Here is a 25,672-nt window from a genome sequence, read left to right as displayed (position 1 = left end):
CTGCTCATGCTGCCCGGCGTCGCCTACTTCCTGCTGTTCCACTACGGCGCACTCGCCGGCAACGTCATCGCGTTCAAGGAGTACGTGCCGTTCGACGGCCTCTGGGGCAGCCCCTGGGTGGGCCTGGGCAACTTCCAGCGCATGTTCGAGGACGCGGCGTTCTGGGACTCGGTCCTCAACACCCTCTGGATCTCCGTCCTCCAGCTGGTCTTCTACTTCCCGGTGCCGCTCGGCCTCGCCCTGCTGCTGCACACGCTCACCTGGAGCTCGGTGCGGCGGTTCGTGCAGTCGGTGGCGTATCTGCCGCACTTCATCTCGTGGGTGATCGTCGTCGCGCTCTTCCAGCAGGTGCTGGGCGACACCGGCCTGCTCAACAGCGGCCTCAGCGGGGCCGGTTTGCAGACCGTCGACATCATCGGCAACCCCGACGCGTTCGAGCCGCTCGTCGTCGCCCAGGTCATCTGGAAGGACGCCGGCTGGGGCACGATCATCTTCCTCGCCGCGCTCGCCCAGGTCGACGAGCAGCAGTACGAGGCCGCCGCCATCGACGGTGCCGGACCCTGGCGGCGCTTCTGGCACGTCACCCTGCCCGCCATCCGCCCGGTGATCGTGCTGCTGCTCATCATGCGGCTCGGCGACATCCTCTCCGTCGGCTTCGAGCAGATGCTGCTGCAACGCGACGCGGTCGGCCCGGAGACCGCCGAGGTCATCGACACCTTCGTCTACTACCAGGGCATCGTGGGCGGCGATTACGGATTCGCGGCCGCCGCGGGCCTGTTCAAGGGCGTCGTCGGCGCCCTCCTCGTCTACGCGGCCAACAAGGTCGCCCACCGCCTCGGCGAGCAGGGGGTCTACAAGTGAGCGCGTCCGCCCGGCCCGGCTGGATGGAGAAGCCCCGGCCGCTCACCCAGGCCGCGAAGGCCCTCGCCCTGGCCGCCGTCGTACTGCTGGTGTGCGTGCCGTTCCTGGTGATCGTGTCGACCTCACTGGCGTCCACCCGGGAGGTCGTCGACAACGGCGGCTGGGTGCTGTGGCCCAGCGATCCGACGCTCGACGCCTACCGCGACATCTTCGACGGCGGCATCGTCACCCACGCCCTCGGTGTCAGCGCGGGCGTGACGATCGTCGGCACCCTGCTCAGCCTCGCCTGCACGGTGACCCTGGCCTACGCGCTGTCCCGCCCGGGCGTCTTCGGCGGCAAGCCCGTGCTGCTGCTGGTGCTGTTCACGTTCCTCTTCCCGCCCGGCATGATCCCGAGCTTCCTGCTCGTCAAGGAACTCGGCCTGCTCGACTCGTACGCCTCGCTCGTCCTGCCCGTCCTGGTCAACGTGTTCAACCTGGTCGTCCTGCGCGGCTTCTTCCAGTCGGTCCCCGAGGAGCTGTACGAGGCGGCCCGGCTGGACGGGGCGGGGGACTGGCGGGTGCTGGTGTCGGTGGTGCTGCCGCTGTCCAAGGCCGCGCTCGCCGTCGTCGGCCTGTTCTACGCCGTCGCCTACTGGAACTCCTGGTTCTACGCCTCGCTCTACCTGGAGAGCGACCACTGGCCGCTCCAGCAGGTGCTGCGCACCTATGTGGTGTCCGGTGCCGGTCTGACCGACGCGACCACCGGCGAGGCCACCGTCACCGCTCCGCAGACCGTGCAGATGGCGGTGCTCGTGATCGCCACCGTGCCGATCCTGCTCGTCTACCCGTTCCTCCAGAAGTACTTCACCAAGGGCGTGCTCACCGGCGCCATCAAGAGCTGACCCAAGCCGACACGAGGTGATTCACCCATGCCCAGCATGTCCCGACGCACCCTGCTGCGTACCGTGGCCGCCGGTGGTGCCGCCGTCTCCGTCCCCGGTCTGCTGACCGCCTGCTCCTCCTCGGACTCCGGGGACGGCGACGTCTCCAACGCGGGCAAGAAGCTCGCCCCCTGGCCCGCCTACCGGCCCGCCTCAGGGCCCAAGCCCGACCTGGCCCCCACCGACGCCGGTGTCCAGGCCGGCTACACCACCTACCCGTCCGACCTGGTCAAGTCCGTGTCCCGCACCCCGGGCGACGGCTCCACCGTCCGCGTCATGACCGTCTCCTTCGGCACCCCGCCCAAGCCCGCCTCGCAGAACCGCTTCTGGTCAGCCGTCGAGCAGGCCCTCGGCGTGAAGATCGAGTACACGATCATCTCCCAGGCCGACTACCAGAAGAAGATGGCGACCGTGATGGCGGGTGAGGCCGACGCCCTGCCCGACATCATCAACATGTTCGCCGGCTTCACCCTGCCCCGTGAGGCGCAGTTCGTGCAGCGCCGCGCCCAGGACCTCACGCCGTACCTGTCGGGCAACGCGGTCGCCGACTACCCCAACCTCGCGGGCATCCCCACCCACGCCTGGCGCGACATGGGCCGCATCGGCGGCCGCATCTACGGCATCCCGCTGGAACGCCCGCTGCCGGGCTCCACCCTCTGGATCAACCAGGACATGTTCGCCGACGCGGGCATGAAGGAGGGCTGGACCGCCGACGACTTCACCGCCGTGGCACGGCAGGGCACCCGCGGCCGGACGTACATGCTCGGCGCCGCCAACGGCTCCCTGTTCGGCAACGCCTACCACTCCGCCGCCCACAACGCCCCCCAGCGCTGGGCCGTCACCAAGGACGGCACCTTCCTATCGGCCGCCGCCGACGAGCGCTACAAGGCCTCGATCGCCTTCCAGGCCCAGCTGCGCAAGAACGGCTCCTACCACCCCGACGCCACGTCCATCTCCCAGATCGACCTGACGACCCTCTACTACAACGGCACGGTCGGCTCCATGCAGGACGGGTTCGGCGCCTACCTGCCCAAGTACCGGGAGTCCAAGGGCAAGATGAGCCCCGCCGCGGCCCTGCCGTACAGCGTCGGCGGCGAGCCCGGCGGCATCGTCGCCGCCCGCCGCTCCTTCGGCTACACCGTCCTGAAGCAGGCCAAGAAGGAGCGCATCGAGCTGCTGCTGCGCATCCTCGACTACCTCGCCGCGCCCTTCGGCAGTCAGGAGTGGGAACTCGTCCACTACGGCGTCGAGGACGTCCACTTCACCCGCGGCAAGGACGGCTCGCCCGAACCCACCAAGCTCGGCGAGGTCGAGAACAACACCAACCTGCCGCTGAAGTACCTCGCCGAAGGCCCCCAGGTGCTGTTCGTGCCCGGCATGCCCGACGCCGTGCGCGCCCTGCACTCCTGGCAGCGGAAGGTCGTACCGCACGCCATCCGCGACGCCTCCTTCGGGCTCCAGTCCGCGACGAACAACTCCCAGGGCGCCACCCTCAAGACGTTCCTCGACGACACCATCACCGGGATCATCGCCGGACGGCTGCCGATGTCCGAGTGGGACGCGGCCGTGAAGAGGTGGCGGAGCCGGGGCGGCGACAGAATGGCCGATGAATACGCCAAGGACTACGCGGCCAACACCTGAGCAGCGGTGGGCGGAAGAGGAGACGCGGGGGATGGGGAACGACATGGTGTCCAAGGGACGGGTCACGATCCGCGAGGTCGCCGAGCGGGCGGGCGTGTCGACGGCCACCGCCTCCCGCGCGCTCAGCGGCAACCACCCGGTGCCCCCGGCGACCCGGGCCCGGGTCCTGCGCGCGGCCCGCGACCTCGACTACGTGGCCAACGCGCACGCCCGCGCCCTGGTCGGCGGCGGCCGCAAGATGGCCGCCGTCGTGGTCCGCCAGGTCACCAGCCCCTTCTACGCCCAGGTCGCCGAGGGCGTGGAGGCGGAGGCCGCCGACCGCGGCTGGCTCTGCGTGGTCGGCGCCACCGGCGGCGACGCACAGCGCGAGATGGAGTTCGTGCAGCTCATGCGGGAGGAGGGCGCCCGGCTCGTGATCCTGGTCGGCGGGGTCGTCGAGGACGACGCCTACCGCGAGCGCGTCGCCCACTACGCCCACGCCCTCGACTCCTCCGGGGCCCGGCTCGTGCTCTGCGGCCGGCCCGCGCCCGACCCGGAGATCCCGGCGCTCGTCGTCGAGTTCGACAACGAGGCCGGGGCCCGCGCCATCACCGCACACCTGCTGTCGGCCGGCCACCGCAGGATCGTCTTCCTCGGCGGGCTGCCCGGCAACACCGCCCTCGACGCCCGCGTCGCCGGCTACCGGGCCGCACTCGCCGAGCACGGGCTGCCGCCCGAGGCCGCACACGTCGTCGACTGCGGCCTCGGCCGGGCCGCCGGCCACCGCGCGATGACCGAACTCCTCAAGTCGACGCGGGAGTTCACTGCGGTCTTCGCCGGGGACGACATGGTCGCCGCCGGCGCCCTGCGCGCCATCGCCGACACCGGACTCGGCGTCCCCGGCGACATCTCCGTCGTCGGCTACAACGACATCCCGCTCGCGGAGGACTTCAACCCGCCGCTCACCACCGTCCGCACCCCCGCGGAGGAACTCGGGCGCGCCGCCGTACGCATCGCGCTGCGCGACCCCGAGCACGCCGCCGGGGCCCACCATCTGCTCGGCACCCACATCGTCGTACGCGACAGCGTCGGCGCGCCCCCGCCCGGGCGCGCCCTGTGACCAACGGAGGAACCGCACCCGCATGAGCGCGCCGCACGTGTCGCTCCCCGACCCGACGCACCTCCCCAACCTGCCCCACCTGCCACCGCCCGACCCGCTGACCTCGCCCCTCACCGGCTGGACCCGCGCCCACTGGGAGGCGATCGCCGACCGCCTCCTCGACGCCCTGACGCCCTACGCCTCCCCGGGCCTGGCCCAGTACCGGCTGCCCGGCCCGCCCAGCCACTCCGGGCCCTGGTCGGACGGTCTGGAAGGCTTCGCCCGGTCCTTCCTGCTGGCCGCGTTCCGCATCGCCGGTTCGGGCGGGCAGGGCGTGTCCGGCCTGATCGAGCGGTACGCGGCCGGACTCGCGGCCGGCACCGACCCGCGCGGCCCCGACCGCTGGCCGCCCATCACCGACCGGTCCCAGCCCATGGTCGAGGCCGCGTCCCTCGCCATCGCCCTGCACGAGACCCGCCCCTGGATCTGGGACCGGCTCGACGACCGGGTACGGCAGCGGGTCGCCGACTGGCTCGGCGGCTTCGTCGGAGCCGTGGTCAACGACTCCAACTGGCGGCTGTTCCAGGTCATCACCGAGGAGTTCCTCGCCTCCGTCGGCGCCCCGCACAGCCGCAGCGAGATCGACGCCGGCCTCGCACGCCTGGAGGACTGGTACCGGGGCGACGGCTGGTACACCGACGGCGACGGCCGCAAGTTCGACTACTACAACGCCTGGGCGCTGCACCTCTATCCGGTCCTGTGGGCCCGTATCGCCGGGCCGCGCGCCGACCCCCGGCTGGTGGCGGAACACCGGAGACGCCTGCGGTCGTTCCTCCACGACCACCAGCACTTCTTCGGCGCCGACGGCGCACCCGTCCACCAGGGCCGCTCGCTCACCTACCGCTTCGCGACGGCGGCGCCGCTGTGGGCGGGTGTCCTCGCCGACGCCACCCCGCTGCCGCCCGGCCGCACCCGCCGTCTCGCCTCCGGCGCGCTGAAGCACTTCGCCGAGCGCGGCGTGCCCGATGCCCAGGGGCTGCTCACGCTCGGCTGGTACGGGCCCTTCCTCCCCGTCACCCAGCGGTACTCGGGCCCGGCCTCCCCGTACTGGGCGAGCAAGGCCTTCCTCGGCCTGCTCCTGCCCGCGGACCACCCCGTGTGGACGGCGCCCGAGGTACCCGGCCCGGTGGAGACGGCCGACGTGCGCCTCGCGTTACCGGCACCGGGCTGGCTGCTGCACTCCACCGCCGCCGACGGGATCGTCCGGCTCGTCAACCACGGCAGCGACCGGCTGCCACCCCCACCCGCAACGGCCGAGGACAGCCCGCACTACGCCCGACTCGCCTATTCCAGTGCGACGGCGCCCGAGACACCGGCCGACCGAGCTCCTGACAACCACATCGCCCTTCTCGCCCCCGACGGCACGCCCACCCCGCGCGGCCGCATCCACCCGCTCGGCGTCGAGGGCACGCGGGCCGCCTCCTGGCACCGGGCGGTGCTCCCGGGCAGCGACGAAGGACACCGCATCAAGACGGTCAGCGTGGTGCACGGCCCCTGGGAGGTCCGCGTGCACCGCGTCGACGCGCCGCCCGGCACGCCGGTGCGCGAGGGCGGCTGGGCCGTCGCCGACGACACCGCGCCACCGGCCGCCCGGACCGGCCCCGGCTGGGCGCTGGCCCGGCGCGCGGACGGGCTGACCAGCACGGTCGTCGGCCTGCACGGGTGGCAGGACGCCGGGACGGCGGTGGCACACGCGGTCGGCGCCAATGCCTGCGGTCACCATTCGGCGACCCCGTACCTCACCCTGCCCGTCCACCCGGGCGGCACCCACCTCCTGGTGACCCTCGTCGTGCTGAGCGCCGACCCGGAGACGAACGGCGACCCGCACGTGCGGCGTTCAGGACCGCGCGTACGGGTCGCCGCGACCGGCGAGGTGGAGATCCGCTTCCCGGACGGCACCCGGGAACGGGTGCCGCGATGACCGGGTCAGGCCGCGGCGCGGCCCCGCGTCACCGCCTTCCTCAGCAGCGGCCAGACCAGCAGCAGCACGATCACCGCGTACACCGTCACCGCGAACGGCGTGTTGAACAGCCCCGTTACGCTGCCGTCGCTGATCTGGAGCGCCCGCCGTAGCTGCTGCTCGGCGTTCGGGCCGAGGATCACGCCGATGACGGCGGGCAGCACCGGCAGGCCGTAGCGGCGCATGCCGAAGCCGATCAGGCCGATGATCAGCAGGATCACCAGGTCGATCACCTCACCGCCGACCGCGTACGCGCCGACCGCGGCGAAGAACATGATCCCGGCGTACAGGTACGGCCGCGGAATGCGCAGCAGCTTCGCCCACAGCGGCGCCAGCGGCAGGTTGAGCGCGAGCAGCAGCACCATGCCGACGAAGAGGGAGGCGATCAGGCCCCACACGAGGTCGGGTTCGCGCTCGAAGAGCAGCGGGCCGGGCTGGATGCCGTACTGCTGGAAGGCGGCCAGCATGACGGCCGCGACCGCCGTGGTCGGCAGGCCCAGGGTCAGCATCGACACCAGGGTGCCCGCCGCCGAGGCCGACGCCGCCGACTCCGGACCGGCCACGCCCTCGATGGCGCCCTTGCCCCACTCGTCCTTGTGCTTCGACAGGCGCTTCTCCGTCACGTACGACAGGAAGGTCGGGATCTCCGCGCCGCCCGCCGGGATCGCGCCGAACGGGAAACCGATGAACGGACCGCGCAGCCACGACTTCCAGGTCCGGTTCACATCCCCGCGACCCAGCCATGGACGCCCCACCGGGATCGGCTCCGGCGGGCTGCGCCGCAGGTGCGCCGCCACCCAAAGGGCCTCGCCGATCGCAAACAGACCGACCGCGACGATCACCACGTCGATGCCGTCGGCCAGTTGGAGCGAGCCGAAGGTCAGGCGCTGCTGGCCGGTCATCTGGTCCAGGCCCACCAGGCCCAGCGTGAGGCCGATGAGCAGGGAGGCCAGGCCCCGGATGCGGGACGAGCCCAGCACCGACGTCACCGCGATGAACGCCAGCACCATGATGGCGAAGTAGTCCGGCGCGCCGATGTCCACGGCCAGCTTGGCGACCGTCGGGGCCAGCGCCACCAGCAGGATCGTGCCGATCAGGCCGCCCGCGAAGTGCCCTACGGCCGCCGCCGCCAGGGCCTGCGCGCCGCGCCCGGACTTGGCCATGGGGTTGCCCTCCATGGCCGCCACCACCGCCGCGCTCTCGCCGGGCGTGTTGAGCAGGATGGACGTGGTGGAGCCGCCGAACATCGCGCCGTAGTAGATGCCGGCGAACATGATGAACGCGCCGGTCGGTTCGAGCCCGTACGTCACCGGCAGCAGCAGCGCGACCGCCATCGCCGGGCCGATGCCGGGCAGCACGCCGATGGCCGTGCCGAGCAGCACGCCGATGACGGCCCAGAGCAGGTTGACCGGGGTGAGGGCCGTGCCGAAGCCGTCCAGAAGGGAGTTGAAGGCGTCCATGTCACAGCACTCCCATCAGCGGACCGCCGGGCAGGGGCACTCCGAGCAGGTTGTTGAAGACGACGTAGGTGACGAGGGACAGCCCGGCCGCGATGAGCGGATCGCGGTCGATCCTGCGACTGCCGAGCGCGAACGCCGCACCCCAGAACAGCAGCGCGCCCGCGACGGGAAAGCCGAGCGGCTCGATCAGGACGGCCGAGCCGAGGAACACCCCGGCGAGCAGCAGCACCGTGCGCCAGTCGGCGGGTTCCGACAGGTCGACGTCCTCGCCGGTCTCGGCCTGGCCCCGGCCGCCGCGCAGCACGTCCACGGCGAGCAGGGCGGCGATCACCAGCAGGCCGGCGCCGACCACGACGGGCACGGTCTTCGGGCCGACCGGGCCGCGCTGGGCGATGTCGACGTCCATGGTGAGCGCGTCCGTCAGGACCAGCACGCCCAGCGCCAGCAGCAGTACGCACACGCCGAGTTCGGAGTGCTCCCGCAGCCACGTGCGCCGCTCGTTCCGCTCGGCCGGGGGAACCCCGGTGGTCTGCGTCGTCACAGTCCCAGCTCCTTCAGCACCGACACCACGCGCTTGTCCTCGGCGTCGAGGAACGCGCCGAACTTGTCCCCGGTGAGGAAGGCGTCGTCCCAGCCGTTCTGCTCCAGGGACTTGCGCCATTCGTCCGAGCCGTGCAGTTCCTCGAGCAGCCGCACGAGCTTGTCGCGTTCTTTGTCGGTCAGGCCGGGCGGGGCGACGATGCCCCGCCAGTTGGTGAAGTTGACGTCGTACCCGGCCTCCTTCAGCGTGGGCGCGTCCAGCCCCTCGACGCGCTCGGGGCCGGTGACCGCGAGCAGCCGCAGCTCGCCCGCCTTGATCTGGTCCAGGTACTCGCCGACGCCGGACACGCCGAAGGCGACCTTGTTGCCGAGGATCGACGCGAGCAGCTCGCCGCCGCCGTCGAACGGGATGTAGTTGACCTGCTTCGGGGGGATCCCGGCGGCCCGCGCCATCAGCATCGGCGCGAGGTGGTCGGGCCCGCCGGGCGACGAGCCGCCGCCCACCGGGAGTTTGCCCGGGCTCTTCTTCCAGGCGCCGATGAGATCGTCGATCGTCTTGTACGGGGAGTCCTTGGCGACCACGACCACGTCCTGCTCCTCGGTGAGCCGGGCGATCGGTGTGGTGTCGCCGAGCGTCTTCGGCGCGTCGTTGGAACGGACGGCGCCCACGACCCCGAGGCCCATGGACATGGCGAGCTTGCCGTTGCCCTGCTCGCTCACCAGCCGGCTCAGGCCGACCGTGCCGCCGGCACCGGGCAGGTTGAACACCTCGATGTTGTGGGTCAGTTCGGCGTCCTCGGCGTTCTTGGCGGCCGTGCGGGCCGTGATGTCGTAGCCTCCGCCGGGCGTGTTGGGGACCATGAAACGCAGGCCCGGGATCTGTGTGCCGGTCTCGGAGCCGCTGCCGGCGGTCAGCAGCGGTGGTCCGACGAGCACGAGCACGGCGGCCCCGAGCAGGGCGAGGGGAGTGCGCAGGCGCACGAGTGCCACCACCTGTCGGTACGTCGTTGCGGGTAGGGAAGGCCCTGTGGGGGAGGGTGACGTGGGCCACATGGTGCCCGGACGCCGACGAGGTGTCTCGCTTGCGGAATCAACGGAGGTTGTGGTCTTTGCGGTCACCGGCGTGACCCGGGTGACGCGAGTTCCCGGAGCTGCCGAGTGCGCGACCTGTGTTCCGGGGCCTTCGGGTGTGCGACCTGTGTTCCGGGGTCTTCGGGTGTGCGACCTGTGTTCCGGGGTCTTCGGGTGTGCGACCTGTGTTCCGGGGTCTTCGGGTGTGCGACCTGTGTTCCGGGGTCTTCGGGTGTGCGACCGGTGTTCCGGGGTCTTCGGGTGTGCGACCGGTGTTCCGGGGTCTTCGGATGTGCGACCGGTGTTCCCGGGTCTTCGAGTGGGCGACGCCGAGGCGGCCGGTGCCGGCTGCCTCGGCGTCGCCCGTGTGCTCATTGGCCGAACGCGGTCAGGACCCCGTTCTGCCCGGGCGCGAACACCCGGCCGCCCGCGGTCGCGATGCCGGGGTTGACCCAGCCCCGCCAGTCCTCCTCCGCGAGCACGTTCTCCATCGGGTGCGGCTCGGCCCACAGCCGGTAGGACCAGACGACGGCGCCGGTGCGCTCGTTCAGGACGACCAGTTTGCCGTTGCCGTCCTGGACGTACACGTAACCGCCCGCGACCAGACGGACGGTGGCCGCCTGACGCGGGCTGGTGTAGCTCCAGGCGGGCTGGTACGTCGTCGTGCCGAGCGCCTTCACGACGCCCCGGTGGGCCACGTAGACCCGGCCCGGTCCGAACGCGGGCGTGGCGTCGGCGGGGAAGGACCGCAGCGCGGCGCCGGTGTTCTGGTCGTACGCCACGATCCGCTCGTCGTCGGCGGCCGAGCTGCGCAGCCACAGCGCCCCGGCGCCGCGCGCGATGGGGTTGCCGCCGCGCGCGGTGAAGTCGGGCACGTCGTAGCGGCGCAGTTCCCGGCCGCTGCTCCGGTCCAGGAGCTGGAACGAGTAGTTGTCGAAGCCGAACCACACGCCGAGGTCGTCGACGACGACGGGCGAGATGCCCCAGTCGACGAGCGGGGCCCGCCACAGCTCCGCTCCGTCGCTCGCGCGCAGCGCCATGGCCGTGCCCCGGCCGTCCTGGGTGTAGAGGACGCCGTCGTACCACGTCGGCGGGTACTCGCAGATGCCGGATCCGATGCTGTGGGACCACCGCTGCCTGCCGGTGGCCGGGTCCCAGGCGGTCACCACGCCCCTGCCGGTCTGGGTGTACAGCAGTCCGCCGCCGTAGGCCAGCGTGGCCTTGGGGTCGTTGTCGGTGATCAGGCGCTGGGGCCACAGCCTCTTGCCGGTGGCCGCGTCCAGGCCGACGAGTTCCATGCGCGGGCCGCCGGTCTCGTCCTCTCCCACCGCGTTGACCACCACGAAGACCTTCCCGCCGACCGCCACCGGCGCGGAGACGGCCGAGCCCAGGTCGGCCGACCAGAGCTTGGTGAACGGCGGCGCGGCCGTGGCCTTGGCGACGAAGCTGTCGTGCCGGGCGTTGCCGCGGTACCCCAGTGTGGCGTCCGCCGGTTCCGTGGTCGACGTCGCGGGCGCGGGTGCCCCGGTCGCCGCTCCGCCGGGGCCGACGCCGACGGCCAGCACCGCCAGGGCCGTCGCCGCCACCCAGCCCGATCTGATCCGGACTCGTCTCGCCGTGCTGCCCATGGAAACCCCCCTAGGGTCGGATGGAGTGGCCGGATACACCGGCCGCCGATCTCATTACCCGCGAGGGGGGTGACAACTCCCTTTCCAACAGGCCGACTTCAGGCCTGATCCGGCCTTGGCGCCATGGCTCGGCCAAGTGGCGCAAATGCCCCGGGCAGGGGCGGGCAAACCCGGGAACTCGACTGCGTTTTCGCCCGTAGGCCGGGCACCTGGGGGAGTGGAAAGTGGCCCGATGTCTCGTATGAAAGGCGTTCCTGTTCCATGGCCGATACACAAGACGTCGTCGAGCTCATCCTCCGGGATCACCGGCGCATGGAGGACCTGTTCCGCGAGATGCGGAGCGTCGAAGCCGACCGGTCGGGCGCGCTGCGGGAATTCGCGGACCTGCTGATCGCGCACGCGCTGGCCGAGGAGGCCAAGGTCTACCCGGCGCTCAAGCGGTACAAGAACATCGACGACGAAGAGGTCGAGCACGGCGAGCACGAGCACGACGAGGGCAACGAGGCCCTCCTGGAACTCCTCGAAGTGGAGGAGGTCGGCTCCGACGAGTGGGACGAGAAGCTTGAAGAGCTGGTGCAGGCCGTCACCCACCACGCCGACGAGGAGGAGCGCACCATCCTCAACGGTGCGCGCGAGAACGTGGCGATGGAGCGGCGCGAGGAGCTGGGCCGGGCGTTCTGGCAGGAGCGCGAGCGGCAGCTGAAGGCCGGCTGCGGTTCCGTCGACAACGTGCGCAAGATCGTCGAGTCCTGATGGTCCCGATCGCGCCCCCTCACGGTGCCCGGACCGGGAACGGTCCTGGAGCGGTCCGGGCACCGGTGTGCGTTAGCGGTCCGCGGGGGCCTGGCAGGCGATGTCCCGCCCCGGCAGCCGCCCCGTGGCCAGGTACGCGTTGACCGTGTCGTCGACGCACGGCACGCCGTAGACGCCGTACACCGCGTGCTGGTCGGCGCCGGCCAGGGTGATCAGGCGCGAGGAGGGCCACATCCCCCGGACCGCCCGGGCGCCGTCGTAGTCGGTGCGTGGGTCCCCTGTCGCGTTGACCAGCAGGGCCGGCAGGTCGTCCCGGATCGCGGTCGGACGCTCACGCGGCCGGTCCCAGAACGCGCACGGACCGATGTTCTGTGTGACAGGTCCGAACAGCGGGTCATGCGCCCGAGTGCGCTGCACGTCGCGCCAGTACACCTCCGGGTCGCGCGGAGCGGGGCCGTCGCCGCACAGGATCGCCGTCTGCACGCTGCCGTAGTGGGAGTCGGTGTCCGTGAGCACGAACTCCAGGACCCCGGCGAGCCACGGGGACGGCGTGACCCGCCGGCCCTGCGACGCCCGCAGCATGTCCCGGACACCCTGCGCGAAGTCCCCGTAGGCGGCGTCGTTGTGCTGCGACAGGCCGTTGAAGGCGACGATCGGCATCACGTGCTCGTCCAGCCGGTGGTCGCCGAGCCGCAGCGGCGTGCGGGCCGCGGCCTCGTGGACACGGTCCACGGTCGCCAGCACCTCGCCCCGCGTGCGGCCCAGCCCGTACGTCGCCTCGCGGGCGGCGGCCCAGGAGGCCCAGCCCTCCAGCGCGCGGCGGTTGGCCCGCTCGACGCCCCGGAGCAGCCTCGGTCCGTACCGGTCCGGGTCGATCACACCGTCCAGGACGACCCGGTCGGTCCGGCCGGGGAACATCGTGGCGTACACCTCGCCGAGGTAACTGCCGTACGAGTAGCCCAGGTAGGAGATCCGCCGCTCGCCCAGCGCGGCCCGGATGACGTCCATGTCGCGGGCGGTGTTGCGGGTGGTGGCGTGGGGGAGGACATCGCCCGCGTGGTTACGGCAGCGCTCGGCGAGGTCCTTCGAGAACGCGGCCACGCGGTCGAAGCCGGCCCGGTCCTCACCCGCGCCGCGCCAGGCCGAGCCGGTCGGCCAGTGGCAGTCCAGCGGTGTGCTGCGGCCGACGAAACGGGGATCCACTCCGACCACGTCGTACCGGGCGGCGACGTCCTTCATCGCCTTGCTCACCCATGGCGGGTCGCCGAGGGACGTCCCGCCGGGGCCGCCGCCGTTGAGCAGCAGCGGGCCGACGCGGCGGTCGGTGTCGGTGGCGCGGATCCGGGATATCGCGACGGTGATCGTCCGGCCGTCGGGGTCCGAGTAGTCCAGCGGTACCGTCACGTCGGCGCAGCGGGCGCCGGCCTGCTCCAGTTCCTTGCCGGTCGTGTCGTCCGGTCCGAGCACGCAGCTCTTCCAGGTGAGGCGCTGGTCGTGGTAGCGGGCGAGGGGGTCGGGGCCGGGACTCGCCCCGGCTGTGGCGGGCAGCGCCGTCACGGCGAGACCGGCGGCCGTCAGGGTGAGTACGGCTCGCCTCGCGGTTCCCGGTAAGCGGGATAGCACGGGTGGGTGTCCTTTCTGTCGCCGATGCCCCGTCACGACCGGCAGGGGGCGCCGGAGAGGGGATGCGGTGCGACAGAACGCTAGGGACGGGCCGCCGTCCGATCACTCCGGCTGGCAGCCGCTTCGAGGTGGGGCGAGCCCCAGCACAGAGGCGGGGGACCACCGTTTCCATGACCCCGGCAACAATCGGAATCACGGCCCCGAGCTGGGAGAACGCTCGGGAAAACCTTGTGCAGGTCGATGCAGGGGGGTTGTCCAGACATTCGCTCACGCCTAGGGTCGGCTTCCGAGTGCAAGCGCTTTCCAAAGTGCTTTCAGAAGTGCTTTCCAAGCGTGTGTCCGCCGGCCGTCCGAGGAGCGCCGCATGTCCTTGTCCCCCACCCGCCGCCGCGTGGCCGTCGTCGGCACCGGAGCGATCGTCGGCGGCAGTCATCTGCCCGCGCTGCGGGCCCACTCCGACCGGGTGGAGCTGGTCGCCGCCGTCGACGTCGACCAGGAGCGCCTCGACGCCTTCCGCGAGCTGGCCGGGGGCCAGGTCGCCGGGTACACCTCGGTGGACGCGATGCTGGACGCCGTCCGCCCCGATCTGGTCCTCATCGGGACGCCGCCCTCCCTGCACCGCGACCAGACGGTGGCCGCGCTCAAGGCCGGTGCCTGGGTGCTGTGCGAGAAGCCGCTCACCCTGTCGCTCGCCGAGTACGACGAGATCGCCGCCGCCGAGGAGGCCTCCGGGGCGTACGCGGCGGTCGTCTTCCAGCACCGCTACGGCTCCGGCGCGGTCCACGCCCGCGAACTGATCACGAGCGGCGAGCTGGGTACCCCGCTGGTGGCGCACTGCCAGACCACCTGGCACCGGGACGCCGCCTACTACGCCGTGCCGTGGCGCGGCAAGTGGGCCAGCGAGGGCGGCGGGCCGACCATGGGGCACGGCATCCACCAGTACGACCTGATGCTGCACCTGCTCGGCGAATGGGAGGAGATCCGGGCCATGGCCGCCCGGCTCGTCCACGACACCGAGAGCGAGGACGTCTCCACCGCGCTGGTCCGTTTCAGGAGCGGCGCCCTCGCCACGGTCGTCAACAGCGTGCTGTCCCCGGACGAGGTCAGCCGTATCCGCATCGACTGCGCGGACGCCACCGTCGAGCTCACCCACCTGTACGGCCACACCAACGACAGCTGGGTCTACACCCCGGCCCCGCACGTCGCCTCCGACCGCGCCACCGCCTGGCGGACCCCCTCGAACGACGTCCCCAGCTCGCACACCGCCCAACTGGGCGCACTCCTGGACGCCTACGACAACGGCACCAGACCACCGGGCAGCGGCCAGGACGCCCGCGTCACCCTGGAGTTCGCGGCCGCCCTGTACAAGGCGGCGTTCACCGGCCGCTCCGTGCACGCGGGCGAGATCGGACCCGGCGACCCCTTCTACGAGGCCATGCACGGCGAGTACCCCGACTGGGCCCCCAAGGAGCGCGCATGAGCATCCGCGTCACCCACACCCACGGCGAGGACATCGCCGTCACGGCGGCGAACGGCACGGAGATCCTCCGCTACGTCTACCGCCCCGACCCGGATCCCTTCGAGTCCCGCAAGCCGTACGCCCACCCGGTGCGCACCCTGTCCGGGCGGACGGTCACCGGCTACCGGCCGAACGACCACCGCTGGCACAAGGGCCTCCAGATGACCGCGAGCCATCTGTCCGGCCAGAACTTCTGGGGCGGCAACTGCTACGTCCACGGCCAGGGGTATCTGCGCCTGCCCGAGCGCGTCGGCTCCATGCGGCACGACGGCTTCCCGGAGTTCACCGTCGAGGACGACCGCCTCGCCTTCACCGAGGAGCTCACCTGGGTCGAGAACGGCGGCGAGGAGTGGGCGCGAGAGGTGCGGGGGCTGACCGTCCATTCGGTGGACGAGGAGGCCGGCGCCTGGGCCCTGGACTGGTCGATCCGCCTCACCAACGTCCGTTCCGAGCCGCTGGCCTTCGGTTCCCCGACCACCGCGGGCCGCGAGATGGCCGGCTACACCGGACTCCAGTGGCGCGGCCCGCGCGACTTCACCGGCGGCACGGTCTTCGCCCCGGACACCGACGCCGACGCGGGCAAGCTCATGGGCACCCAGGGCCCCTGGCTCGCCTTCACCACCGAGCACGACGACGTCGACGGCCACTCCACCCTCGTCTTCGCGCACGCGCCCGAGAACCTCGACGAGACGTCCGCGGTCCACGAGTCGCACTGGTTCGTCCGCTCCGAGCCCTTCCCGACGGTCGCCTTCTCCTGGGCGTTCTTCGAGGAGTTCGAACTCCCGCCGGGCGAGTCCTTCGCCTTCCGGTACCGGCTCGTCGTCGCCGACGGCGCCTGGGACCGCGACCGGGTCGGCACGCACCTGGAGGGCCTGCCGTGGTGAACGACCCGAAGCCCGCCCTGCCGCACCCGCTGCCCGGCGCGATCGGCCTGTCCCATCTGAGCGCCTACGACTGGGAGGCCGCCGACGGCGTCTGCGGCGGCAGCCCGCATCTGCACCTGGTGTGCACCGAGGCGTACGTCGTCACCGGCGGCCGGGGCGCGGTCCAGACGCTGAGCCCCGACGGCTACCGGGACATCCCCCTCGAGGCCGGCTCCATCGCCTGGTTCACGCCGGGCACCGTCCACCGCATGGTGCAGGGCGGCGACCTGCGCATCACCGTGCTGATGCAGAACAGCGGCCTGCCCGAGGCAGGGGACGCCGTGTTCACCTTCCCGCCCGAGGTGCTCGCCGACCCGGAGCGGTACGCCGCCGCGGCGACCCTGCCGCCCGGCACGGGACCGGAGACGGCGGCGGCCGCCAAGCGCCGCCGCGACCTGGCCGTGGAGGGCTACCTGGCCCTGCGCGAGGCGCTCGTCGCCGGCGACAACGGCCCGTACCTGGAGTTCCAGCGGGCCGCCGCCCGGATCGTGCGCGACAAGGTGCCCACCTGGCGCGCCCTGTGGCGGGCGGGCGCCCTGGCCACCGCCGAACGCACCGGCGCCCAGCTCGACGCGCTGGCCGACGGCGAGCCCGCCTACCTGGGCGAGGCCACCGCCTATGAGGCCGCGCCCACCCGGCTCGGCGGCTTCGGCATGTGCGGCCGACGGGACGAGTACAACCTGCCCGGGACGACGCTGCCGTACCAGGGGGAGTAGCCGCACCAACGAGGGGGGCCTCAACCGAACTCCGAGGAGAAGAGAGGTGACCTCGGCATGCCCGGACACAGGACGAAGGGGTTCTGCGCGTCGGCCGCCGCACTGGCACTGTGTGCCGTGCTGGCGGGCTGCGGAGGATCCGGGGAATCGGCCGGCGGCGGCAAGGTCGTGCTGCGCTACACGTGGTGGGGCAACCCCGACCGCGCGGAACGCACCGAGCAGGCCGTCGCGCTGTTCGAGAAACAGCATCCCGACGTCGACGTGACGACGTCGTTCTCCGGCTACGACGCCTACAAACAGAAGCTCGCCACTCAGGCCGCCGGCGGTGACGCGCCGGACGTGATGCAGCTGGACTACCGCCAGATCGACCAGTACGCCTCCGGCGGCGTCCTGCTCGACCTGGCGAAGCAGAAGGCCGTACTGCGCACCTCCGAGATCGACCAGGGCCTGCTCGCCACCGGCCGCGTGGACGACGTGCAGTACGCGATCCCGCAGGGCCGCGGCACGGAGACCGTCGCCTACGACGTCGGGACCTGGAAGAAGTCGGGCGTGCCCCTCCCCGGCAAGAGCTGGACCTGGAGCCAGTGGGCCGACACCATGCGGGCCCTGGCGAAGAAGACCGGCAAGCCCGGGGCGACCGATCCCGGCCAGAGCGAGGACGCCTTCGAGGTCTGGCTGCGCGGGCAGGGCAAGGTCCTCTACACCGAGGACGGCGGACTCGGCTTCACCGCAGGCGACCTCACCCGCTGGTGGACCTTCACCGACAAGCTGCGCCGCGAGGGCGCCGTCTCGCCCGCCGAGCAGACCACCCAGCTCGACGGCTCCGTCGAGAACACCCCGCTGGGGCGCGGCACCTCCGTCACCGACGCCAACTGGGACGCCCCGGCCAGCGGCTTCCTCGCCCTCGTCAAGGGCGGCGTCGCCCTCGCTCCCATGCCGTCCGGCGAGGACGGCACCCCCGGCCAGTACTTCAAGCCGTCCATGTTCGTCGGAGTCTCCGCGAACACCGCCCATCCGAAGGAGGCGGCACAGCTCGTCGACTTCCTGGTCAACGACCGGCAGGCCGCGAAGATCCTCGGCGCGAGCCGCGGCATCCCCGTCAACGAGCAGGTCCGCGACGAGATAGGCCCGCAGCTCAAGGACTTCGACAAGACCATCGCCGACTTCCAGGCCTCCCTGGAGGGCAAGCTCAAGGACCCGCCTCAGGCACCGCCGGCGGGCGACAACGCCCTCCAGAGCACCTTCCAGCGCGACTACGACCAGGTGTCCTACGCGCGCATGTCGCCCCGCGAGGCGGCCGAGAACTACATCACCGAGGCGAAGGCGGAGCTGAGGTCATGACCACCACCGCGATCCCCACGGAGACCAAACGCGTCCCCGCCACCGCCCCGAAGCGCCGCCCCAAGCGCGAACGCGAGGGCGCCGCCTGGGTGTTCCTCTCGCCGTGGGTCCTCGGCGCGATCGTCCTGACGCTGCTGCCCATGGCCGTGTCGCTGTACCTGTCGTTCACCGACTACGACCTGTTCAACCCGCCGAAGTGGGTGGGCCTGCGCAATTACGTGCAGATGTTCACCGAGGACCCGCGCTACTGGCGCTCGGTCGTGACGACGGTGACGTACGTCGTCATCGCCGTGCCCCTGCAACTGGCCCTCGCCCTGGTCGTCGCGCTAGCCCTGAAAGGCATGAAGCGCGGCAAGGCCTTCTACCGCTCCGCCTTCTACGCGCCCTCGCTGCTCGGCGCGTCGATGTCCATCGCCCTCGTCTGGCGGGCGGTCTTCAACGACGGCGGCACGGTGGACAACCTGCTGGGCACCGGCGGCTGGGTCAACAAGCCCGGCTGGTCGCTGCTCGCCGTCGCGCTGCTGACGGTGTGGCAGTTCGGCGCGCCGATGGTCATCTTCCTCGCCGGTCTCCAGCAGATACCGGCCGAGCTGTACGAGGCGGCGGCGGTCGACGGGGCCGGGAAGTGGCGGCAGTTCGTGTCCGTCACCGTGCCGATGCTGTCCCCGGTGCTGTTCTTCAACCTGGTCCTCCAGACCATCCAGGCATTCCAGGTGTTCACGCCCGCCTTCGCGGTCAGCGCGGGCAAGGGCGGACCGGCCGACTCGACCCTCGTCTACACCATGTACCTCTACGACCGCGGCTTCGTCGCCTCCCACATGGGCTACGCCTCCGCCATGGCCTGGGTGCTGCTCCTCGTGATCGGTGTGGTCACGGCGGTGCTGTTCCGCACCTCCCGCTCCTGGGTCTTCTACGCCTCCGAGGGGGACCGATGACCTCGACCGCCGTTTCCCACAAGCCCGTCCGCTGGGGGCGGGTCGCCGTCCACCTGGGCTGCCTGGCCGCGCTGCTGGTCATGCTGTACCCGCTGGCCTGGCTGCTGGCCACCTCGCTCAAGCCCGCCGACGAGGTCATCGCGAGCCTCAACCTGCTGCCCGGCCGCCTGGAGTGGTCGAACTACTCCACGGCCATGGAGGGCGTCAACGACGTCTCCATCTGGCGGCTGCTCACCAACTCGCTGCTGATCGCCGGCGGCGCGGTCCTCGGCAACGTCATCAGCTGCTCGCTCGCCGCCTACGCCTTCGCACGCCTCAGGTTCCGGCTGCGCGGGCCGCTGTTCGCCTTCATGATCGCCACGATCATGCTGCCGCACCACGCGGTGCTGATCCCGCAGTACATCATCTTCAACCAGCTCGGCCTGGTGAACACCTACTGGCCGCTGATCCTGCCGAAGTTCCTCGCTACCGAGGCGTTCTTCGTCTTCCTCATCGTGCAGTTCATGCGCGGCCTGCCGCGCGAGTTGGAGGAGGCGGCCCGGATCGACGGCTGCGGACCCTTCCGCAGCTTCTTCCAGGTCGTGCTTCCGCTCACCCGGCCGGCCCTGATCACCACCGCCATCTTCACCTTCATCTGGACCTGGAACGACTTCTTCACCCAGCTCATCTACCTGTTCGACCCGGACAAGTTCACGCTGACCCTCGCGCTGCGCTCCTTCGTGGACGCCTCCAGCACCTCCGCGTTCGGCCCGATGTTCGCGATGTCGGTGATCGCGCTGCTGCCGATCGTGCTGTTCTTCCTCGCCTTCCAGCGGTTCCTGGTGGAGGGCATGGCCAGCTCCGGGGTGAAGGGGTGAGCGGGATGCGGACACGTGAGGCCGGTGAGGTGTTCGGGCCGCGCATGACACTGTTCGCGGACGTGCTGAGCGTCGGCCTCGCCACGTCGGTGGCCTGCCTGCCGCTGGTGACCGCGCCGGCCGCGCTGTCGACGGCGTGCGCCGTACTGCGCGGCGCCGGACAGGACCGGCCCGTCACGGCCGGGAGGTACGTGGCCGTGCTGCGGCAACGGCTGCGAGCCGGTGACCTGCTGGCGGGAGCCGTCGCCCTGGCGGGTCTGCTGCTGTTCGCGGCCGACCTGGCACTGGCCGGGGCCGGGCTGCCCGGGGCGCCGCTGTTCGCGGTGACCGCCGCGGTCATCGTCGCCTGCGCGGCGGTCGTCGGCCTGCGGGCCTGCGCACGCCCCGAGTCGCTCACCGACTGGCGCGCGGCGGTGCGCGGGGCCGCCCGGGGCGCCGTGGCGGACGCGGGCGGCAGCGGGCTGGTCCTGCTGGCCGTGGCGACGGCCGCACTGTGCGCCTGGATGCTGCTGCCGTTGGCCTTCCTGGCCCCGGGACCGCTCGCCTTGGCGCTCACGGCCGTCGACGTACGCCGGTCCGCTGCTGTTTCCCTGCGATAGCCAACGCGTGCGACGGCACTGCGTGGACGTACTGCGGCCTCACTGCCGCAGGGCAGCGCCGATGCTGATCCGCGGCCACGAACGGGCCGCCGTGAGAAGTGCCTGCGTCCTGGCCGACGGCGTGGCCGCCGCCGCTGCCGCCGCCAGGGCCGCCGCGGCGCTCGCGATGCCGAGGACGGCGCCCGCGGCCACGTCGCCCGGATAGTGCACGCCCGTGTGGATACGGGAGTAGCCGACGGCGCTCGCCAGCGCCCCGAGCGGCACCGCGGCGGGGGGCAGGACCACACCGACGGCGGTGGCGAACGCGACCGCCGACGCCGTGTGCCCGGACGGGAACGAGGCCGACGTCGGCATCGGAACGTGCCGGTCCACCGTCACGCGGGCCGCCTCACGGTCCGGCCGGGCGCGGCGCACCAGGCGCTTGCCGAGCAGGTTGGCGGAGGCCGAGGCCACGGCGATCGCCCCGACACCGGCGAACGCGGCCCTGCGTGGCCGCTTCCCGCCCAGCGCCAGGGCCGCGGCGATGGCGAAGGAGATCTTGGAGTGGTCGGCCGCGTGCGACAGATGGCGCAGCGTCCGGTCAAGTGTGGGCGTGGGAGTGGCGGCCACCGCCGCGTACAGGGCACCGTCCACGGCCCTGAGATCACCCATGACGGCGCCCAGGAGCCGGCCGGGCCCGCCCGAGGGCTTCCCGTCCTTCGGGAGCGGACGAAGGGCGTCCTCGTCTGTGGTCGTCGGATCGGTCATGTGCTTCTCCCCGCAGTGGCCTTCCTCAGCAAGGTACCGGCTCGCGCCGGGCGCACGCTCGGCGCCCCCGCGGGCCGGTACCTCCCGAGTGCCCATGTCGGGCGACTGAACCCGTCTGCTGGACTGGGGGCATGACGCCCCTGTCACGCCGGGTCCTGCGCGCACTCGACCGTTTCCACGCCGACCGTCCCTGGGACCACAACGCCCACTTCCACCGCTGGATCCTGCGGCAGCTCCCCAGGCGTGCCGGGAGCGCCCTGGACGTGGGATGCGGCAGCGGCGACCTCGCCCGGCTGCTGGCCGGCCGGGCCGAGCGGGTGGACGGGGTCGACACCGACCCGGCGATCACGGCGCGGGCGCGGGAGCTGACCCCCACGTCGGTTCCGGTGACGTACGCGGTGGTCGACGCGCCGGCCGGGCTTCCCGACGGTCCGTACGACGTCATCACCTGCGTCGCCGTGGTGCACCACCTGCCGTTCACCCGGGCTCTCGAGGCCTTCCGCGACCGGCTGGCCCCCGGCGGGACCCTGGTGATCGTCGGTGTGTCCCGGGAGGAGACGCCCGCCGACCACCTGCTCTCGGCCGCGTCGTTTGCGCTCAACATCGTCATGGCCCTGCTCAAGAACCGCGGCCGTCCGGCGCCGCTCCCCGTCTCGATGACGGCCCGCACGAGTCCGCCGGGCATGACCTTCCCGGAGATCGTCCGCGAGCCCGGACCGTCCTGCCCGGCGCCCGCCTGCGCCGCCGCCTGTTCTGGCGCTACACGCTGGTGTGGCGCCACCGCTGACCAGCGCGCAAGCTCAACCCGCGGCGCGGAACGTGCGCAGCCGCAGGGAGTTGCCGACGACGAAGACCGAGGAGAAGGCCATCGCCGCCCCGGCGATCATCGGCGTGAGCAGACCGGCCGCGGCCAGCGGCAGGGCCGCCACGTTGTAGGCGAAGGCCCAGAACAGGTTGGAGCGGATGGTGCCGAGGGTGCGGCGGGCGAGCCGGATCGCGTCCGCAGCGGCCCGCAGATCGCCCCGTACGAGGGTCAGGTCGCCCGCCTCGATCGCGGCGTCCGTGCCGGTGCCCATGGCCAGACCGAGATCGGCCTGGGCGAGAGCCGCCGCGTCGTTGACGCCGTCGCCGACCATGGCGACCGAACGGCCCTCGCCCTGGAGCCGCTTGACGACGTCGACCTTGTCCTGCGGGAGCACCTCCGCGACGACGTGCTCGGGCGCGATGCCGACCTCACGGGCGACGGACCGGGCCACCGCCTCGTTGTCCCCGGTCAGCAGGATCGGGGTCAGTCCGAGGGCGCGCAGCCGCCGGATCGCCTCGGGGCTGGTCTCCTTCACCGCGTCGGCGACCTCCAGCACCGCGCGCGCCGCACCGTCCCAGGCGACCGCGATGGCGGTGCGCCCGGCGTCCTCGGCCGCCGCCCGGGCCCGGGCCAGCCCCTCCGGCAGCTCCATCGCCCGATCGGCCAGCAGCCTCTCCCGCCCGACCAGCACGGCGTGGCCCTCGACGACGCCCTGGACACCGAGTCCGGGCACGTTGGCGAAGTCCTCCGGCGTGGGCAGCGAGCCCAGCTTCTCCAGCGCCCCGTCGGCGACGGCACGGGCGATCGGGTGCTCGGAGGAGTGCTCCAGCGCCCCGGCCAGCCGCAGCACCTCGGCCTCGTCGGTGCCGTCGGCGGTGTGCACGGCCAGCAGGGTCATGCGGCCGGTGGTGACGGTGCCGGTCTTGTCGAGGACGACGGTGTCGACACGGCGCGTGGACTCCAGGACCTCCGGGCCCTTGATGAGGATGCCGAGCTGCGCGCCCCGCCCGGTGCCGACCATCAGCGCGGTCGGCGTGGCCAGACCCAGGGCGCACGGGCAAGCGATGACGAGGACGGCGACCGCGGCGGTGAACGCGGCCGTCAGCCCCACGCCGTTGCCGAGCCAGAAGCCCAGCGTGCCCAGCGCGAGGGCGATCACCACCGGCACGAACACGGCGGAGATCCGGTCCGCGAGCCGCTGCGCGGCGGCCTTGCCGTTCTGCGCGTCCTCCACCAGCCGGGCCATCCGGGCCAGCTGGGTGTCGGCGCCGACGCGCGTGGCGCGCACCACGAGCCGCCCGCCGACGTTGATCGTGGCGCCGGTGACCGGGTCGCCCGGGCCCACCTCCACCGGCACGGACTCGCCGGTGAGCATCGAGGCGTCCACGGCGGAGGAGCCGTCGACCACCGTGCCGTCGGTCGCGATCTTCTCGCCGGGCCGGACCAGGAAGCGATCTCCGACCCGCAACTCCGCGACGGGAACGGTCTGTTCACGGCCGTCGGCGCGCAGCACCGTGACGTCCTTCGCGCCCAGCTCCAGCAGCGCCCGCAGGGCCGCGCCCGCCTTGCGCTTCGCGCGGGCCTCGAAGTACCGCCCGGCCAGGATGAAGGCGGTCACGCCCGCGGCGGCCTCCAGGTAGATGTTCCCGGCGCCGTCCGTGCGCTCGATGGTCAGCTCGAAGGGGTGCGTCATGCCGGGCGTTCCAGCGGTGCCGAGGAACAGCGCCCACAGGGACCACAGGAACGCGGCCGAGGTGCCCACCGAGATCAGCGTGTCCATGGTGGCGGCGCCGTGCCGGGCGTTGGTGAACGTCGCCTTGTGGAAGGGCCACGCCGCGTACGTCACCACGGGCGCGGCCAATGTGAGTGACAGCCACTGCCAGTACTCGAACTGCAAGGCCGGGATCATGGCCATGGCCACGACGGGAATCGCCAGCACCACGGCCGTGACCAACCGCTGCCGCAGCGGCCGCAGTTCGTCGGGCTCCTCGGTTCGCTCCTCCTGTCCGGCGGGGGGAGCGGGCTCCTGCGCGGTGTACCCGGTCGCCTCGACGGTGGCGATCAGGTCGCCGACGGAGACGTCACCGCTGTAGCTGACCTTCGCCTTCTCGGTCGCGTAGTTGACGGTGGCGGTGACCCCGTCCATGCGGTTGAGCTTCTTCTCGATGCGCGCCGCGCAGGAGGCGCAGGTCATGCCGCCGATGGCGAGTTCCACCTGGGCGCCGGTACCGGTCGTGCCGGTGGTCATGGCTCACACCCGCCCGGTCAGCTCGTAGCCGGCCTCGTCGACGGTCTCGGCGATCAGGGCGTCGTCGGGCTCGCCCGCGCTGGTGACGGTGACCTGCCCGGCGTCGAGGTCTACCTCGACGCCGCTGACGCCGTCCAGCTCGCCGATGACCTTGGTCAGCGTGGCCTTGCAGTGGCCGCAGGACATTCCGGAGACGGCGTAGGTGGTGGCGGGCATGGCGTGCCTCCTGAGTACGGTCACGATTCTCAAACACGATTCTCAAATACGGGGCGGGGGTATCCCCTCGCCAGTTCCTGTATACCCCCGCGGGGTATAAGATGCAAGCGAGTGAATAACTTGACTCGGTACCCCCTAGGGGTATGGTGAGCTGCATGGAGGCCCGCATGGGCGCGGGCGGCCCCGGTCCTGAAGGAGATGCCGGCCATGAACACCGGACTGAAGATCACGAGCTTCGCCGCCGTCCTGGCTGCGACCTTCGGCACGGCCTACGGCGTCGGCCAGGGCATCGACCCCGTCGTCGCCGACAGCCCGCCGAAGCACAAGGACGAGCACACCCCGCCCGCACAGCGCCCCGAGGAGGCCGACGGCCACACCGGGCACGACACGCCCCCGGCCGGCGGGCTCCAGATCTCCGAGGACGGCTACACCCTCGACCTGGAGACCCCGAGCGTCACCGCCGGGCAGCGGGCCGACCTGCGCTTCACGGTCAGGGACGGCAGCGGCCGGGCCGTCACCGCCTACCAGCGCGAACACGAAAAGGAACTGCACCTCATCGTGGCCTCACGCGATCTGGTCACCTACCGCCATCTGCACCCCACCCGCGCCGCCGACGGCACCTGGAGCACCCCCGTCGACCTGCCCCGCGCGGGCGGCTACCGCGTCTTCGCCGACTTCACCCCGGCGCAGAAGGACGCCCGGAACCTCACCCTCGGCGCGGACCTCGCCGCCTCCGGCCCGTACCAGCCGAAGGAACTGCCCGCACCGAACCCCACGGCCACGACCAACGGCTACGAGGTGAAGCTGTCCGGCGCCCTGCGGCCCGGCAAGGCGAGCGAACTCAAGCTGAAGGTCTCCCGCGCCGGCGAGCCCGTCACGAACCTCCAGCCCTACCTCGGTGCCTACGGCCACCTGGTCGCCCTGCGCTCCGGTGACCTCGCCTACCTCCACGTCCACCCGAACGGCGAACCCGGCGACGGAAAGACCAGGCCTGGCCCGGACATCTCCTTCACGGCCACGGCCCCCAGCGCCGGTTCCTACCGCCTGTTCCTCGACTTCAAGCACGACGGAAAGGTCCACACGGCGGCGTTCACCGTCAGGGCCGGGGGAGAGGCAGTCGGCTCCGGTACCCCCGAGGGGCATGCGGACGACGGCCACGGGCACTGAG

At 72.0% G+C, this 25,672-nt stretch carries 22 protein-coding genes and 1 pseudogene; 15 read left to right on the top strand and 8 right to left on the bottom strand.

Annotated features, from left to right (window positions below):
- Positions 1 to 6 precede the first annotated feature (6 nt).
- The 5 genes from QC385_RS00915 to QC385_RS00895 are packed head-to-tail and all read left to right on the top strand — an operon-like array spanning position 7 to position 6,484.
- Positions 7 to 861 (top strand): ABC transporter permease, encoded by an 855-nt coding sequence (locus QC385_RS00915; protein ID WP_279539295.1) that lies wholly within the window; start codon positions 7 to 9, stop codon positions 859 to 861.
- On the top strand, positions 858 to 1,745 hold the full coding sequence (locus tag QC385_RS00910; RefSeq protein ID WP_086846342.1) for an ABC transporter permease subunit: 888 nt from the start codon (positions 858 to 860) through the stop codon (positions 1,743 to 1,745). Before QC385_RS00915 ends, QC385_RS00910 begins: the two co-directional genes overlap by 4 nt.
- Positions 1,746 to 1,772: 27 nt before the next feature.
- A complete protein-coding gene (locus QC385_RS00905) occupies positions 1,773 to 3,425 on the top strand; it encodes an extracellular solute-binding protein (RefSeq protein ID WP_279539294.1) in 1,653 nt (550 codons plus the stop codon).
- A gap of 31 nt (positions 3,426 to 3,456) precedes the next feature.
- Positions 3,457 to 4,524, top strand: a complete 1,068-nt coding sequence (locus tag QC385_RS00900) for a LacI family DNA-binding transcriptional regulator (protein WP_443032817.1) — start codon at positions 3,457 to 3,459, stop codon at positions 4,522 to 4,524.
- A gap of 22 nt (positions 4,525 to 4,546) precedes the next feature.
- On the top strand, positions 4,547 to 6,484 hold the full coding sequence (locus QC385_RS00895) for a DUF2264 domain-containing protein (protein WP_279539293.1): 1,938 nt from the start codon (positions 4,547 to 4,549) through the stop codon (positions 6,482 to 6,484).
- 5 nt (positions 6,485 to 6,489) lie between these two features.
- Here QC385_RS00895 and QC385_RS00890 read toward each other — a convergent pair whose 3' ends face one another.
- The 4 genes from QC385_RS00890 to QC385_RS00875 form a co-directional block, all read right to left on the bottom strand.
- Complete coding sequence (locus QC385_RS00890; RefSeq protein WP_279539292.1) at positions 6,490 to 7,983, bottom strand: tripartite tricarboxylate transporter permease; 1,494 nt, start codon at positions 7,981 to 7,983, stop codon at positions 6,490 to 6,492.
- A 1-nt stretch (position 7,984) separates the two neighbouring features.
- Positions 7,985 to 8,524 carry a tripartite tricarboxylate transporter TctB family protein gene (locus QC385_RS00885; protein ID WP_279539291.1) on the bottom strand — a complete coding sequence of 180 codons (540 nt, stop codon included), beginning with the start codon at positions 8,522 to 8,524 and terminating at the stop codon, positions 7,985 to 7,987.
- Positions 8,521 to 9,504, bottom strand: coding sequence for a Bug family tripartite tricarboxylate transporter substrate binding protein (locus QC385_RS00880; protein WP_279539743.1), 984 nt, complete (start codon positions 9,502 to 9,504; stop codon positions 8,521 to 8,523). The genes QC385_RS00885 and QC385_RS00880 overlap by 4 nt, the downstream gene beginning before the upstream one ends.
- A gap of 461 nt (positions 9,505 to 9,965) precedes the next feature.
- Positions 9,966 to 11,222 (bottom strand): outer membrane protein assembly factor BamB family protein, encoded by a 1,257-nt coding sequence (locus QC385_RS00875; protein WP_279539290.1) that lies wholly within the window; start codon positions 11,220 to 11,222, stop codon positions 9,966 to 9,968.
- A 261-nt stretch (positions 11,223 to 11,483) separates the two neighbouring features.
- Here QC385_RS00875 and QC385_RS00870 point away from each other — a divergent pair, with 261 nt between their 5' ends.
- On the top strand, positions 11,484 to 11,975 hold the full coding sequence (locus QC385_RS00870; protein ID WP_279539289.1) for a hemerythrin domain-containing protein: 492 nt from the start codon (positions 11,484 to 11,486) through the stop codon (positions 11,973 to 11,975).
- A gap of 72 nt (positions 11,976 to 12,047) precedes the next feature.
- On the opposite strand, the gene QC385_RS00865 is transcribed toward QC385_RS00870, so the two are convergent.
- Positions 12,048 to 13,598 (bottom strand): alpha/beta fold hydrolase, encoded by a 1,551-nt coding sequence (locus QC385_RS00865; protein ID WP_279539288.1) that lies wholly within the window; start codon positions 13,596 to 13,598, stop codon positions 12,048 to 12,050.
- Between the two features lie 364 nt (positions 13,599 to 13,962).
- Between QC385_RS00865 and QC385_RS00860 the strand changes: the two genes are divergently transcribed.
- Genes QC385_RS00860 through QC385_RS00830 form a run of 7 tightly spaced genes read left to right on the top strand, consistent with a single transcriptional unit; the run spans position 13,963 to position 20,488 of the window.
- Positions 13,963 to 15,078, top strand: coding sequence for a Gfo/Idh/MocA family protein (locus tag QC385_RS00860; protein WP_279539287.1), 1,116 nt, complete (start codon positions 13,963 to 13,965; stop codon positions 15,076 to 15,078).
- Positions 15,075 to 16,001, top strand: a complete 927-nt coding sequence (locus tag QC385_RS00855) for a PmoA family protein (RefSeq protein WP_279539286.1) — start codon at positions 15,075 to 15,077, stop codon at positions 15,999 to 16,001. The genes QC385_RS00860 and QC385_RS00855 overlap by 4 nt, the downstream gene beginning before the upstream one ends.
- The gene (locus tag QC385_RS00850; protein WP_279539285.1) at positions 15,995 to 16,756 is read left to right on the top strand and encodes a cupin; all 762 of its coding nucleotides are present in this window, start codon (positions 15,995 to 15,997) and stop codon (positions 16,754 to 16,756) included. Before QC385_RS00855 ends, QC385_RS00850 begins: the two co-directional genes overlap by 7 nt.
- A 57-nt stretch (positions 16,757 to 16,813) precedes the next feature.
- Positions 16,814 to 18,097: an ABC transporter substrate-binding protein gene (locus QC385_RS00845; protein ID WP_279539284.1), complete on the top strand. Its 1,284-nt coding sequence runs from the start codon at positions 16,814 to 16,816 to the stop codon at positions 18,095 to 18,097.
- A complete protein-coding gene (locus tag QC385_RS00840) occupies positions 18,094 to 19,032 on the top strand; it encodes a carbohydrate ABC transporter permease (RefSeq protein ID WP_279539283.1) in 939 nt (312 codons plus the stop codon). The genes QC385_RS00845 and QC385_RS00840 overlap by 4 nt, the downstream gene beginning before the upstream one ends.
- Positions 19,029 to 19,889, top strand: a complete 861-nt coding sequence (locus QC385_RS00835) for a carbohydrate ABC transporter permease (RefSeq protein ID WP_279539282.1) — start codon at positions 19,029 to 19,031, stop codon at positions 19,887 to 19,889. The genes QC385_RS00840 and QC385_RS00835 overlap by 4 nt, the downstream gene beginning before the upstream one ends.
- 5 nt (positions 19,890 to 19,894) lie before the next feature.
- On the top strand, positions 19,895 to 20,488 hold the full coding sequence (locus tag QC385_RS00830; protein ID WP_279539281.1) for a hypothetical protein: 594 nt from the start codon (positions 19,895 to 19,897) through the stop codon (positions 20,486 to 20,488).
- Between the two features lie 39 nt (positions 20,489 to 20,527).
- On the opposite strand, the gene QC385_RS00825 is transcribed toward QC385_RS00830, so the two are convergent.
- Positions 20,528 to 21,235: a phosphatase PAP2 family protein gene (locus QC385_RS00825; RefSeq protein ID WP_279539280.1), complete on the bottom strand. Its 708-nt coding sequence runs from the start codon at positions 21,233 to 21,235 to the stop codon at positions 20,528 to 20,530.
- Positions 21,236 to 21,366: 131 nt separating this feature from the next.
- Between QC385_RS00825 and QC385_RS00820 the strand changes: the two are divergent.
- A pseudogene (locus tag QC385_RS00820) lies at positions 21,367 to 22,022 on the top strand (class I SAM-dependent methyltransferase).
- Between the two features lie 13 nt (positions 22,023 to 22,035).
- Here the strand turns inward: QC385_RS00820 and QC385_RS00815 are convergent.
- Both QC385_RS00815 and QC385_RS00810 read right to left on the bottom strand, forming a co-directional pair.
- Positions 22,036 to 24,288, bottom strand: coding sequence for a heavy metal translocating P-type ATPase (locus tag QC385_RS00815; RefSeq protein WP_279539279.1), 2,253 nt, complete (start codon positions 24,286 to 24,288; stop codon positions 22,036 to 22,038).
- A 3-nt stretch (positions 24,289 to 24,291) separates the two neighbouring features.
- Entirely contained in the window at positions 24,292 to 24,504 is a 213-nt protein-coding gene (locus tag QC385_RS00810; protein WP_279539278.1) for a heavy-metal-associated domain-containing protein, read from the bottom strand.
- A gap of 207 nt (positions 24,505 to 24,711) precedes the next feature.
- Here QC385_RS00810 and QC385_RS00805 point away from each other — a divergent pair, with 207 nt between their 5' ends.
- Positions 24,712 to 25,671, top strand: coding sequence for a hypothetical protein (locus QC385_RS00805; protein WP_279539277.1), 960 nt, complete (start codon positions 24,712 to 24,714; stop codon positions 25,669 to 25,671).
- Position 25,672 lies beyond the last annotated feature (1 nt).

The sequence above is a fragment of the Streptomyces sp. DH10 genome (assembly GCF_029813805.1).
In the GTDB taxonomy this organism is placed as follows: Bacteria; Actinomycetota; Actinomycetes; order Streptomycetales; family Streptomycetaceae; genus Streptomyces; species Streptomyces coeruleofuscus.
This window is presented reverse-complemented; position numbering and strand designations above follow the sequence as displayed.